Here is a 12,321-nt window from a genome sequence, read left to right on the forward strand (position 1 = left end):
TTACAGCTTCATCAGGCTGGCGTCGTCGACCGAGGCCGAGTGGCGGGTACGGAACAGCGACACGATGATCGCCAGGCCGACCACGACCTCCGCGGCGGCGACGACCATCGTGAAGAACGCGATGATCTGGCCGTCGAGGTTGCCGTGCATCCGGGAGAAGGCGACGAAGGCGAGGTTGCAGGCGTTGAGCATCAGCTCGACGCACATGAACAGCACGATCGCGTTCCTGCGGATCAGCACGCCGGCCGCGCCGATGGTGAACAGCAGGGCCGCCAGGTACAGGTAGTTGACGGGATTCACTTCGAGGCCTCCTCACGCGAGTCACGGCCGAGGCGCTCCGAGGAACGCTGCTCCAGTGCCTTGAGGTCGGACAGCGCCTCGCTGGAGACGTCGCGGATCTGACCGCGGGCGCGCAGCGTCTTGTTGACCGTGAGCTCGGACGGGGTGCCGTCCGGCAGCAGGCCGGCCACGTCGACCGCGTTGTGCCGGGCGTAGACGCCGGGCGCGGGCAGCGGCGGGAGCTGCACGCCCTCCCGTACGCGCCGCTCGGCCAGCTCGCGCTGGGTGGCGGCCCGCTCGGTGCGCTCGCGGTGGGTGAGCACCATCGCGCCGACGGCCGCGGTGATCAGCAGCGCGCCGGTGATCTCGAAGGCGAAGACGTACTTGGTGAAGATCAGCTGGGCCAGGCCCTCGACGTGCCCGGCGGAGTTGATCCGGCCGAGCCCGTTGAAGTGGGTGAGCTTGGCGTTGCCGATGCCGGCGATCAGCAGGATGCCGAAGCCGAGCCCGCACAGGACGGCCAGCCAGCGCTGGCCCTTGATGGTCTCCTTCAGCGAGTCGGCGGCGGTGACGCCGACGAGCATGACCACGAAGAGGAAGAGCATCATGATCGCGCCGGTGTAGACGACGACCTGGACGACGCCCAGGAAGTACGCCCCGTTGGCGAGGTAGAAGACCGCCAGGACGATCATCGTCCCGGCCAGGCTGAGGGCGCTGTGCACGGCCTTCTTCATCAGGATCGTGGCCAGCGCGCCGATGACGGCGACCGTGCCGAGGACCCAGAACTGGACGGCCTCGCCGGTGGAGGTCAGCGTGGCCGCGGCGATGGCGCTCATGCGTCGACCTCCTCGGCCTGTCCGTTCTCCGGCAGCTCACCCTTGGAGACGGCCACCTGCCGGACGGTGTCGGGAGCGGCCCCGGTCACCAGCCCGCGGTAGTAGTCCTGCTCGTCGGTGCCGGGGAACATCGGGTGCGGCGCCTCGACCATGCCCTCGGTGAGGCCGGCGAGCAGCTGCTCCTTGGTGTAGATGAGCGATTCGCGGCTGGAGTCGGCCAGTTCGAACTCGTTCGTCATGGTCAGCGCCCGCGTCGGGCACGCCTCGACGCACAGCCCGCACAGGATGCAGCGGGCGTAGTTGATCTGGTAGACGCGGCCGTACCGCTCGCCCGGGGAGTAGCGCTCCTCCTCGGTGTTGTCCGCGCCCTCCACGTAGATCGCGTCGGCGGGACAGGCCCAGGCGCACAGTTCGCACCCGATGCACTTCTCCAGACCGTCCGGGTGCCGGTTGAGCTGGTGCCGTCCGTGGAAGCGCGGGGCGGTGGTCTTCTGCTGCTCCGGGTACTGCTCGGTGAGGCGCTTCTTGAACATGGCCTTGAAGGTCACGCCGAAGCCGGCCACCGGGTTCTGCCACTTCTCGTCAGACATTCTCAGCACCCTCCTCTCGGTCACTGTCAGTATTCGCCCCGCCACTGACAATCAGCTCCCGCTCGCTGCGGGGCCGTCGGCGCGGTACGGGTGCCAGGTGCTGGCCGGGCTTGGGCGGTACGGGGAATCCGCCCGCCAGCGGGTCGAAGGGCTCCGCCGCCGCGGCCTTGCCGGCCTCCTGGGCGGCGGCCTTCTCGCGCTTGTCCCGGAAGAGGTCCGCGACGAAGGAGAGGAGCAGGATCGCCACCACCGCGCCGCCGACGTAGAGGACGATCTCGCTGAAGTCGTACCGCTCGTTGCGCAGCGCGCGGACGGTGGCGACGAGCATCAGCCAGACCACGGAAACCGGGATCAGGACCTTCCAGCCGAGCTTCATCAGCTGGTCGTAGCGCACGCGCGGCAGCGTGCCGCGCAGCCAGATGAAGAAGAAGAGGAGCAGCTGGACCTTGATGACGAACCAGAGCATCGGCCACCAGCCGTGGTTCGCGCCCTCCCAGTACGTCGAGATCGGCGCCGGGGCCCGCCAGCCGCCCAGGAACAGGGTGACCGAGACCGCCGAGACGGTGACCATGTTGACGTACTCGGCGAGCATGAACAGCGCGAACTTGATGGAGGAGTACTCGGTGTTGAAGCCGCCGACGAGGTCGCCCTCGGACTCCGGCATGTCGAAGGGGGCGCGGTTCGTCTCGCCGACCATCGTGACCACGTAGATGATGAAGGAGACCGGCAGCAGGATGATGTACCAGCGGTCCGCCTGGGCTTCGACGATCGCCGAGGTCGACATCGACCCGGAGTAGAGGAAGACCGAGGCGAAGGCCGCGCCCATCGCGATCTCGTAGGAGATCATCTGGGCGCAGGAGCGCAGGCCGCCGAGGAGCGGGTAGGTCGAGCCGGAGGACCAGCCCGCCAGGACGATGCCGTAGATGCCGACCGAGGCCACCGCGAGGATGTAGAGCATCGCGATGGGCAGGTCGGTGAGCTGCATGGTGGTGCGCTGGCCGAAGATCGAGACCTCGTTGCCGGCGGGCCCGAAGGGGATCACCGCGATGGCCATGAAGGCCGGGATCGCCGCGATGATCGGGGCCAGGACGTACACCACCTTGTCGGCCCGCTTGACGATGACGTCTTCCTTCAGCATCAGCTTCACGCCGTCGGCGAGCGACTGGAGCATGCCCCAGGGGCCGTGCCGGTTGGGGCCGATGCGCAGCTGCATCCAGGCGACGACCTTGCGCTCCCACACGATGGAGAAGAGCACGGTCACCATCAGGAAGGCGAAGCAGAAGACCGCCTTGATGACGACGAGCCACCAGACGTCCCTGCCGAACAGGGAGAGGTCTTCTGCGGCAAGCTGTACCGCGTTCACGCGCCCACCTCCGCAGTGGTGTCGCCGGTGGCGCCGGCCGGGGTCGCCGGGCCGATGCGCACGAGGGTGCCTGGGACGGCGCCGGTGTCGGCGAGGACGCCGGAGCCGGTCGAGTTCATCGGGAGCCAGACCACGCGGTCGGGCATCTCGGTGATCCGGAGCGGGAGTTCCACGGAGCCGGCCGGGCCGGTGACCGCGAGGACGTCGCCGTTCTTGACGCCGGTCTCGGCGGCCGTGGCGGCCGACAGACGGGCACTGGCCTCGTGCCGGGTGCCGGCCAGGGCCTCATCGCCCTCCTGGAGGCGGCCCTGGTCGAGGAGGAGCCGGTGGCCCGCGAGGACCGCCTCTCCCGCGCCGGGGCGGGGCGCCGGCACGGGGTCGGTGGACTGCTCGGTCGCGAGCTCGCCCTCCCAGGGCCCGAGCCGCTCCAGCTCCCGGCGTACGGCGTGCACGTCGGGCAGCGCGATCGGCCGGTCGGCCGCCTCGGCGAGCATGTGCAGCACGCGGGCGTCGGCCGGGGCGAGCCGGCGGGTCATCTGGTCGGGCTTGAGGGCGGCCTCGAACGGCCGGACCCTGCCCTCCCAGTTGATGAAGGCACCCGCCTTCTCGGCGACGGCGGCGACGGGGAGGACCACGTCGGCGTGGTCGGTGACGTCTCCGGGCCGCAGTTCCAGGGAGACCACGAAGGCCTCCTGGAGGGCGGTCCGCGCGCGGGCCGGGTCCGGCAGGTCGGCGAGCTCGACGCCCGCGACCAGCAGCGCGGACAGTTCGCGCGTGGCGGCGGCCTCGACGATCTGGCCGGTGTCGCGGCCGTAGCGGTGCGGGAGTTCGTCCAGGCCCCAGGCGGTCGCGACCTCGTCACGGGCCCGCGGGTCGGTGGCCGGGCGGCCGCCCGGCAGCAGGGACGGCAGCGCGCCCGCTTCGACGGCGGCCCGCTCCCCGGCCCGGCGCGGGATCCACACCAGCTTCGCGCCGGTCGCGGCGGCGGCCCGTACGGCGGCGGTCAGCGCGCCCGGCACTCCGGCGAGCCGCTCCCCGACGACGATGACCGCGCCGGGCGCGCGCAGCGCCTCGGCGGCTTCGGCGCCGCCCGCCTCCAGTCCGGTACGGGACGCCAGGGCGTCCAGCCAGTCGGGCTCGGTGCCGGGGGCGGCGGCCAGCAGGGTGCCGCCCGCCTTCTCCAGGCCGCGGGTGGCGAAGGGCGCGAGGGCGAAGGTCCGCTGCTTGTGCTTGCGGTGGGCCTTGCGCAGCCGCAGGAAGACCCCGGGGGCCTCCTCCTCCGCCTCGATGCCGGCGAGCAGCACCGCGGGCGCCGCCTCCAGCGAGGCGTGGGTGACGCCCGTACCGTCGAGGTCCTTGCCGGTGCCGGCCACGGTGGCGGCCAGGAAGTCGGCCTCCTCCGCGCTGTGCACCCGGGCCCGGAAGTCGATGTCGTTGGTGTCGAGCACCACGCGGGCGAACTTGGCGTACGCGTACGCGTCCTCGACGGTGAGACGCCCGCCGGTCAGCACCCCGGCCCGGCCCCGCGCGGCGGTCAGCCCGTTCGCGGCGGCCTCCAGGGCCTCGGGCCAGCTCGCGGGCTCCAGGACTCCGGCGGCGTTGCGAACCAGCGGGGTGGTGAGCCGGTCCCGCTGCTGGGCGTAACGGAACCCGAAGCGGCCCTTGTCGCAGACCCACTCCTCGTTGACCTCCGGGTCCTCGGCGGCCAGCCGGCGCAGCACCTTGCCGCGGCGGTGGTCGGTCCGGGTCGCGCAGCCGCCCGCGCAGTGCTCGCACACGCTCGGGGAGGAGACGAGGTCGAAGGGGCGGGAGCGGAACCGGTAGGCGGCCGAGGTCAGGGCGCCGACGGGGCAGATCTGGATGGTGTTGCCGGAGAAGTACGACTCGAAGGGGTCGCCCTCGCCGGTGCCGACCTGCTGGAGCGCGCCGCGCTCCAGCAGCTCGATCATCGGGTCGCCGGCGATCTCGTTGGAGAAGCGGGTGCAGCGGGCGCAGAGCACGCACCGCTCGCGGTCCAGCAGCACCTGGGTGGAGATCGGGACCGGCTTCTCGTAGGTGCGCTTCTTGCCCTCGAAACGCGATTCGGCGTTGCCGTGCGACATGGCCTGGTTCTGCAGCGGGCATTCGCCGCCCTTGTCGCAGACCGGGCAGTCCAGCGGGTGGTTGATGAGCAGCAGCTCCATCACCCCGCGCTGGGCCTTGTCGGCGACCTCGGAGGTCAGCTGCGTCTTGACGACCATGCCGTCGGTGCAGGTGATCGTGCAGGAGGCCATCGGCTTGCGCTGGCCCTCGACCTCGACGATGCACTGGCGGCAGGCACCGGCCGGGGGGAGGAGGGGATGGTCGCAGAACCGGGGGATCTCGATGCCGAGCTGTTCGGCGGCCCGGATGACGAGGGTGCCCTTGGGGACCGACAGCTCGATGCCGTCGATGGTCAGGGCCACCAGATCCTCCGGTGGAACGGCCGCTTCACCGCCACCGGCGGGAGCGTTCGTGGCGACGGTCATGCGGTCACCTCCGTGTCAGCCCAGAGGGTCGACTTCTTGGGGTCGAAGGGGCAGCCCTTCCCGGTGATGTGCTGCTCGTACTCCTCGCGGAAGTACTTGAGCGAGGAGAAGATCGGGCTGGCGGCGCCGTCGCCGAGCGCGCAGAAGGACTTGCCGTTGATGTTGTCGGCGATGTCGTTCAGCTTGTCGAGGTCGGACATGACGCCCTTGCCTGCCTCGATGTCGCGGAGCAGCTGGACGAGCCAGTACGTGCCTTCGCGGCAGGGCGTGCACTTGCCGCAGGACTCGTGGGCGTAGAACTCGGTCCACCGGGTCACCGCGCGCACCACGCAGGTGGTCTCGTCGAAGCACTGGAGGGCCTTGGTGCCGAGCATCGAGCCGGCGGCGCCCACGCCCTCGTAGTCGAGCGGGACGTCCAGGTGCTCGTCGGTGAACATGGGGGTGGAGGAGCCGCCCGGGGTCCAGAACTTCAGCCGGTGCCCGGGGCGCATCCCGCCGCTCATGTCGAGCAGCTGGCGCAGGGTGATGCCGAGCGGGGCCTCGTACTGGCCGGGGCCGGCGACGTGCCCGGAGAGCGAATACAGCGTGAAGCCGGGGGACTTCTCGGTCCCCATCGCCTTGAACCAGTCCTTGCCCTTGTTCAGGATCGCGGGAACCGACGCGATGGACTCGACGTTGTTCACGACAGTGGGGCACGCGTAGAGCCCCTCGACGGCAGGGAAGGGGGGACGCAGCCGGGGCTGACCGCGCCGGCCTTCGAGGGAGTCGAGGAGTGCCGTCTCCTCGCCGCAGATGTACGCGCCCGCTCCCGCGTGCACTGTGATGTCGAGCTTCAGTCCGCTCCCGAGAATGTTCTCCCCGAGGTAACCGGCCTCGTACGCCTCGCGCACCGCCTCGTGCAGGCGCCGCAGTACCGGTACGACCTCGCCGCGCAGGTAGATGAAGGCGTGCTCCGACCGGATCGCGTAGCAGGCAATGATCATTCCCTCGATGAGGGAGTGCGGGTTGGCGAAGAGAAGGGGGATGTCCTTGCAGGTTCCCGGTTCCGACTCGTCCGCGTTCACGACGAGGTAGTGCGGCTTTCCGTCGCCCTGCGGGATGAACTGCCACTTCATTCCGGTGGGGAAGCCCGCGCCACCGCGCCCGCGCAGACCCGAGTCCTTCACGTAGGCGATGAGGTCGTCGGGGGTCATCGCGAGGGCCTTGCGCAGGCCCTCGTAGCCCTCGTGGCGCCGGTAGGTCTCCAGCGTCCAGGACTCGGGCTCGTCCCAGAACGCCGACAGGACAGGGGCGAGGAGCTTCTCCGGGCTCGTGCCGTTCTTGCTCAGTTCCGTGGACACGGACATCACTCCCCTCCCTCGGTGCTGGTCTCGCCGCGCGGGTGGACGATCGGGGTACGCGGGGACTCGCCACGGGCGATGCGCAGCCCGATCAGGGAGGCGGGGCCCGCGCCGCCGCTCGCCTCGACCGCGCCCTCGCGCTCGTCGGGGAAACCGGCCAGGATCCGGGCGGTCTCCTTGTACGTGCACAGCGGCGCGCCGCGGGTCGGCTCGACGGGGCGGCCGGCCAGCAGGTCGTCCACCATGGCCTTGGCGGACTCGGGAGTCTGGTTGTCGAAGAACTCCCAGTTCACCATCACCACGGGCGCGAAGTCGCAGGCCGCGTTGCACTCGATGTGCTCGAGGGTGACCTTGCCGTCGGGGGTGGTCTCGTTGTTGCCGACCCCGAGGTGCTCCTTGAGCTCCTCGAAGATGGCGTCGCCGCCCATGACCGCGCACAGCGTGTTCGTACAGACGCCGACCTGGTAGTCGCCCGAGGGCTTGCGCCGGTACATCGTGTAGAAGGTCGCGACCGCCGTGACCTCGGCCGTGGTCAGGCCCAGCACCTCGGCGCAGAAGCGGATGCCGGTGCGCGAGACGTAGCCTTCCTCGGACTGACACAGGTGCAGCAGCGGCAGCAGCGCGCTGCGGCTGTCGGGGTAGCGGGCGATGACTTCCTTCGCGTCCGCTTCGAGCCGCTCGCGCACGTCGGCCGGGAAGTCGGGGGCGGGAAGCTGCGGCATGCCCAATGAGATGTCGGTCATCGGTCGACGCCTCCCATCACGGGGTCGATGGAGGCGACGGCGACGATGACGTCGGCGACCTGGCCGCCCTCGCACATCGCGGCCATGGCCTGCAGGTTGGTGAAGGACGGGTCGCGGAAGTGGACCCGGTAGGGGCGGGTTCCGCCGTCGGAGACGACGTGGACGCCGAGCTCGCCCTTGGGTGACTCGACCGCCGCGTAGGCCTGCCCGGCCGGTACCCGGAAGCCCTCGGTCACCAGCTTGAAGTGGTGGATGAGGGCCTCCATGGAGGTGCCCATGATCTTCCTGATGTGGTCGAGGGAGTTGCCGAGGCCGTCCGGGCCCATCGCCAGCTGCGCCGGCCAGGCGATCTTCTTGTCGGCGACCATCACCGGGCCCGGCTCCAGCCGCTCCAGGCACTGCTCGACGATCCGCAGCGACTGGCGCATCTCCTCCAGGCGGATCAGGAACCGCCCGTAGGAGTCGCAGGTGTCGGTGGTCGGCACGTCGAACTCGTAGGTCTCGTAGCCGCAGTACGGGTCCGACTTGCGCAGGTCGTGCGGCAGGCCGGCGGAGCGCAGGATCGGGCCGGTGGCGCCGAGCGCCATGCAGCCGGTGAGGTCGAGGTAGCCGACGTCCTGCATGCGGGCCTTGAAGATGGGGTTGCCGGTGGCGAGCTTGTCGTATTCCGGCAGGTTCTTCTTCATGGTCTTCACGAAGTCGCGCAGCTGGTCGACGGCGCCCGGGGGCAGGTCCTGCGCGAGGCCGCCGGGGCGGACGAACGCGTGGTTCATGCGCAGGCCGGTGATCAGCTCGAAGATGTCGAGGATCAGCTCGCGGTCACGGAAGCCGTAGATCATGATCGTGGTCGCGCCCAGCTCCATGCCGCCGGTGGCGATGCACACCAGGTGGGAGGAGAGCCGGTTCAGCTCCATCAGCAGGACGCGGATGACGGTGGCGCGGTCCGGGATCTGGTCGGTGATGCCGAGGAGCTTCTCGACGCCGAGGCAGTACGCCGTCTCGTTGAAGAACGGCGTCAGGTAGTCCATGCGCGTGACGAAGGTGGTGCCCTGCGTCCAGTTCCGGTATTCGAGGTTCTTCTCGATACCGGTGTGGAGGTAGCCGATGCCGCAGCGGGCCTCGGTGACCGTTTCGCCGTCGATCTCCAGGATCAGGCGGAGCACGCCGTGGGTGGACGGGTGCTGGGGGCCCATGTTGACGACGATGCGCTCGTCATCCGCCTTGGCCGCGGACTGGACGACCTCGTCCCAGTCGCCGCCGGTGACGGTGTAGACGGTGCCTTCGGTGGTCTCCCGGGAGGAGGCGGGGGAGGTGTGGTTCGTGGACATCAGCTGTACGACCTCCGCTGGTCGGGAGCCGGGATCTGGGCGCCCTTGTACTCGACGGGGATGCCGCCGAGCGGGTAGTCCTTGCGCTGCGGGAAGCCCTGCCAGTCGTCCGGCATCATGATCCGGGTGAGGGCGGGGTGCCCGTCGAAGACGAGGCCGAAGAAGTCGTACGTCTCGCGCTCGTGCCAGTCGTTGGTCGGGTAGACGGAGACGAGCGAGGGGACGTGCGGGTCGCGGTCCGGTACGGACACCTCCAGCCGCACGATCCGGCCGTGGGTGAGCGAGCGCAGGTGGTAGACGGCGTGCAGCTCGCGGCCCTTGTCCTCGGGGAAGTGGACCCCGCTGACGCCGGTGCAGAGCTCGAAGCGCAGGGCCGGGTCGTCGCGCAGGGTCTTCGCGACGAGGGGGAGGTGCTCGCGGGCGATGTGGAGGGTCAGCTCCGCCCGGTCGACGACGACCTTCTCGATCGCGTTCTCGGGGACCAGGTCCTGCTCCTCCAGGGCGCCTTCGAGCTCGTCGACGACCTCGTCGAAGTAGGAGCCGTACGGGCGGCTGGTCGCGCCGGGCAGGGCGACGGTGCGGACCAGGCCGCCGTAGCCGCTGGTGTCGCCGCCGTTGGCGGCGCCGAACATGCCCTTGCGGACGCCGATGACCTCGGGGCCGGTCGCGCGGGGGGCGGGGACGTTGTTGCCGTTCTGCGGCTCTTGGGTCTCGCTCACCGGAGCAGCCCCTTCATCTCGATGGTGGGGAGTGCCTTGAGGGCCGCCTCCTCCGCCTCACGGGCCGCCTCTTCCCGGTTCACGCCGAGCTTGCCGCCCTGGATCTTCTGGTGGAGCTTGAGGATCGCGTCCATCAGCATCTCGGGGCGGGGCGGGCAGCCGGGGAGGTAGATGTCCACCGGGACGATGTGGTCGACGCCCTGGACGATCGCGTAATTGTTGAACATTCCGCCCGAAGATGCGCAAACCCCCATGGAAATGACCCATTTGGGAGCGGGCATCTGGTCGTACACCTGCCGCAGCACCGGCGCCATCTTCTGGCTGACGCGGCCCGCCACGATCATCAGGTCGGCCTGGCGCGGAGAGCCGCGGAAGACCTCCATGCCGAAGCGGGCCAGGTCGTACCGGCCCGCTCCGGTGGTCATCATCTCGATGGCGCAGCAGGCGAGGCCGAAGGTCGCGGGGAAGACGGATGACTTGCGCACCCAGCCCGCGGCCTGTTCGACGGTGGTCAGCAGAAAGCCGCTCGGCAGCTTCTCTTCCAGTCCCATGGGAAATTCAGCCCCTCAGTCCCATTCCAGGCCGCCGCGGCGCCACACGTAGGCGTAGGCGACGAAGACGGTGAGCACGAAGAGCAGCATCTCGACGAGCCCGAAGATCCCCAGGGAGTCGAAGGTGACGGCCCAGGGGTAGAGGAAGACAACCTCGATGTCGAAGACGATGAAGAGCATCGCCGTCAGGTAGTACTTGATGGGGAAGCGGCCGCCGCCGGCCGGGACCGGAGTGGGCTCGATGCCGCACTCGTATGCCTCAAGCTTCGCCCGGTTGTACCGTTTTGGACCGATCAGCGTGGCCATGACCACGGAGAAGATCGCAAACCCTGCGCCGAGGGCGCCGAGCACGAGGATGGGCGCGTACGCATTCACGCTCCTCGCTCCTTCCAGTCGTCCTTGACCGTTGGACCGCCGCCGGCACCGCATGCCCCGCCCCGAAGATCGCGCCGTGATCGGGATGATCGAGCGCTTGCATGTGAGGCAGTTCACAAGCCGGACTGCTGCGCATCTTATGCCCGGCGCTCTGTGATCTGCGACACGGGTTGCAACACCGAGTTTGTGATCTCCACCACCTGACGAACGATCATGAAGTCCGATGAGTGGTGATCTTCATACGTGAAGCATCCACATGATCACCAAAGGTGACATCCGACCCCGTTACCGCAGGTGGAAGGGGTGCCGCCCTACCAAACCATGGCCCTTGCAGGCAAATTGGCCCGGTGGGCGCGGGAATGATAAAGGGATCGGCGTCGCCCGGTCGGGGGAGCCGCCGCGTACGGAGGTGGACACGGGGTGCGCGGAGGGGTCGCGGGCCCGTCATCCGTGTGCATCCGTTCACGAATGCGGGCCGTCGGTTCACAGCAAGGTCACGACCGGGGCACAGCGCCCGCACAGCGTGACTCTCCTGTGACCTGCGCCACTCCCGATTCGCGCCGCCGAAAGAGGGCTTGGCCATCTGTGCGGAGGGATGGTAGGCCGCGGATCAATTGGGACTTATTGCTGAAACCCCATGATCACAGGCTTGTGAAGGCGTGTCCGTTTAGCCCGTTACGGCGTCAATAAGGAGCGCGACGCGCCCGGTTCGCGGCCTTCGCGCACAACTGTGGCGCAGACCACGTTTCTTGAAGGACACGGCAACGCCCTGATAGCGGTTGTCCCTATGTCCCACACCGCTCACATACCCAGCCACCGGAAGCCCCGCCGCAGCGCCTCGAAGCTCGCGGTCCGCGCCGGAGTTGCCGGTGGCGTCCTCAGCACCCTCGCCATGGCCGGCACCGCGAGCGCGTCCCCGTCCGCCGAGCCCGTGGCCGAGACGACGCTCGAAATGCCGGTCCTCAACCTGGACCTGGCCGCCGAGGTCTCCTCCGCCGTCACCACCGCCGCCGAGAACACCCGCGCGGCCGCGGTCGAGGGCGAACTGACCGCCCAGGAGGAGAGCGCCCGTACCGGCGCCGCCGCCGAGGCGAAGAAGGCCAAGGAAGAGGCCCAGCAGAAGGCCGACGCCGAGAAGAAGGCCCAGGAGGAGGCGGACCGCCAGGCCGAGGCCGAGCGCGCCAACCGCTCCAGCGCCCGCGCCTCGCTGTCCACCAAGTCCTCCGGCGCCACTTCCAGCGACGGCTCCGGCGCCTCCGTGGCCGCCCCGGCCACCGGCTCCGCCGCGGCCATCGTGAACTTCGCCCGCGCGCAGGTCGGCAAGGCGTACGTCATGGGCGGCACCGGCCCGTCCTCGTTCGACTGCTCCGGCCTCGTCCAGGCCGCGTACCGCCAGGCCGGCATCTCCCTGCCGCGCATGTCCCAGGCGCAGTCGTCCTCCGGCACCTCGGTCTCCCTCAGCGCCCTGCAGCCGGGCGACATCCTGTACTGGGGCTCCCGCGGCAGCGCGTACCACGTCGCCATCTACGTCGGCGGCGGCAAGTTCGTCGGCGCGCAGAACCCCAGCACGGGCATCGTCGAGCGCAGCCTCAGCTACGACAGGCCGACGGGCGCCGTCCGCGTCCTCTGAGCCGTCCGCGCGCCCTCGGGCGCCACGAAGGGCCGGTACTCCCCCGCTCGGGGGCGGAGT

At 69.7% G+C, this 12,321-nt stretch carries 12 protein-coding genes; 1 reads left to right on the top strand and 11 read right to left on the bottom strand.

Annotation, left to right across the window (positions count from 1 at the left end):
* The 11 genes from nuoK to ACIP5M_RS26510 are packed head-to-tail and all read right to left on the bottom strand — an operon-like array spanning nt 1 to nt 10,631.
* Nucleotides 1-300: an NADH-quinone oxidoreductase subunit NuoK gene (gene nuoK / locus ACIP5M_RS26460; protein WP_045946785.1), complete on the bottom strand. Its 300-nt coding sequence runs from the start codon at nt 298-300 to the stop codon at nt 1-3.
* Nucleotides 297-1,115, bottom strand: a complete 819-nt coding sequence (locus ACIP5M_RS26465; protein WP_401201374.1) for an NADH-quinone oxidoreductase subunit J — start codon at nt 1,113-1,115, stop codon at nt 297-299. The genes nuoK and ACIP5M_RS26465 overlap by 4 nt, the downstream gene beginning before the upstream one ends.
* Nucleotides 1,112-1,705 carry an NADH-quinone oxidoreductase subunit NuoI gene (nuoI, locus tag ACIP5M_RS26470; RefSeq protein ID WP_401201376.1) on the bottom strand — a complete coding sequence of 198 codons (594 nt, stop codon included), beginning with the start codon at nt 1,703-1,705 and terminating at the stop codon, nt 1,112-1,114. Before nuoI ends, ACIP5M_RS26465 begins: the two co-directional genes overlap by 4 nt.
* A complete protein-coding gene (gene nuoH, locus ACIP5M_RS26475) occupies nt 1,698-3,068 on the bottom strand; it encodes an NADH-quinone oxidoreductase subunit NuoH (RefSeq protein ID WP_401201378.1) in 1,371 nt (456 codons plus the stop codon). The genes nuoI and nuoH overlap by 8 nt, the downstream gene beginning before the upstream one ends.
* Nucleotides 3,065-5,575, bottom strand: a complete 2,511-nt coding sequence (locus ACIP5M_RS26480; protein ID WP_401201379.1) for an NADH-quinone oxidoreductase subunit G — start codon at nt 5,573-5,575, stop codon at nt 3,065-3,067. The genes nuoH and ACIP5M_RS26480 overlap by 4 nt, the downstream gene beginning before the upstream one ends.
* The gene (gene nuoF, locus ACIP5M_RS26485) at nt 5,572-6,921 is read right to left on the bottom strand and encodes an NADH-quinone oxidoreductase subunit NuoF (protein WP_401201381.1); all 1,350 of its coding nucleotides are present in this window, start codon (nt 6,919-6,921) and stop codon (nt 5,572-5,574) included. Before nuoF ends, ACIP5M_RS26480 begins: the two co-directional genes overlap by 4 nt.
* On the bottom strand, nt 6,921-7,658 hold the full coding sequence (gene nuoE / locus ACIP5M_RS26490) for an NADH-quinone oxidoreductase subunit NuoE (RefSeq protein ID WP_401201382.1): 738 nt from the start codon (nt 7,656-7,658) through the stop codon (nt 6,921-6,923). The genes nuoF and nuoE overlap by 1 nt, the downstream gene beginning before the upstream one ends.
* A complete protein-coding gene (locus tag ACIP5M_RS26495; protein ID WP_401201383.1) occupies nt 7,655-8,986 on the bottom strand; it encodes an NADH-quinone oxidoreductase subunit D in 1,332 nt (443 codons plus the stop codon). Before ACIP5M_RS26495 ends, nuoE begins: the two co-directional genes overlap by 4 nt.
* Nucleotides 8,986-9,705 (bottom strand): NADH-quinone oxidoreductase subunit C, encoded by a 720-nt coding sequence (locus ACIP5M_RS26500; RefSeq protein WP_401201385.1) that lies wholly within the window; start codon nt 9,703-9,705, stop codon nt 8,986-8,988. Before ACIP5M_RS26500 ends, ACIP5M_RS26495 begins: the two co-directional genes overlap by 1 nt.
* On the bottom strand, nt 9,702-10,256 hold the full coding sequence (locus ACIP5M_RS26505) for an NADH-quinone oxidoreductase subunit B family protein (protein ID WP_030162005.1): 555 nt from the start codon (nt 10,254-10,256) through the stop codon (nt 9,702-9,704). Before ACIP5M_RS26505 ends, ACIP5M_RS26500 begins: the two co-directional genes overlap by 4 nt.
* A 15-nt stretch (nt 10,257-10,271) precedes the next feature.
* The gene (locus ACIP5M_RS26510; RefSeq protein ID WP_008738438.1) at nt 10,272-10,631 is read right to left on the bottom strand and encodes an NADH-quinone oxidoreductase subunit A; all 360 of its coding nucleotides are present in this window, start codon (nt 10,629-10,631) and stop codon (nt 10,272-10,274) included.
* Nucleotides 10,632-11,418: 787 nt separating this feature from the next.
* Between ACIP5M_RS26510 and ACIP5M_RS26515 the strand changes: the two genes are divergently transcribed.
* A complete protein-coding gene (locus ACIP5M_RS26515; protein WP_401201387.1) occupies nt 11,419-12,261 on the top strand; it encodes a C40 family peptidase in 843 nt (280 codons plus the stop codon).
* The last annotated feature ends 60 nt before the right edge of the window (nt 12,262-12,321 follow it).

It is taken from the genome of Streptomyces sp. NPDC088762 (assembly GCF_044750905.1).
Classification (GTDB): Bacteria; Actinomycetota; Actinomycetes; order Streptomycetales; family Streptomycetaceae; genus Streptomyces.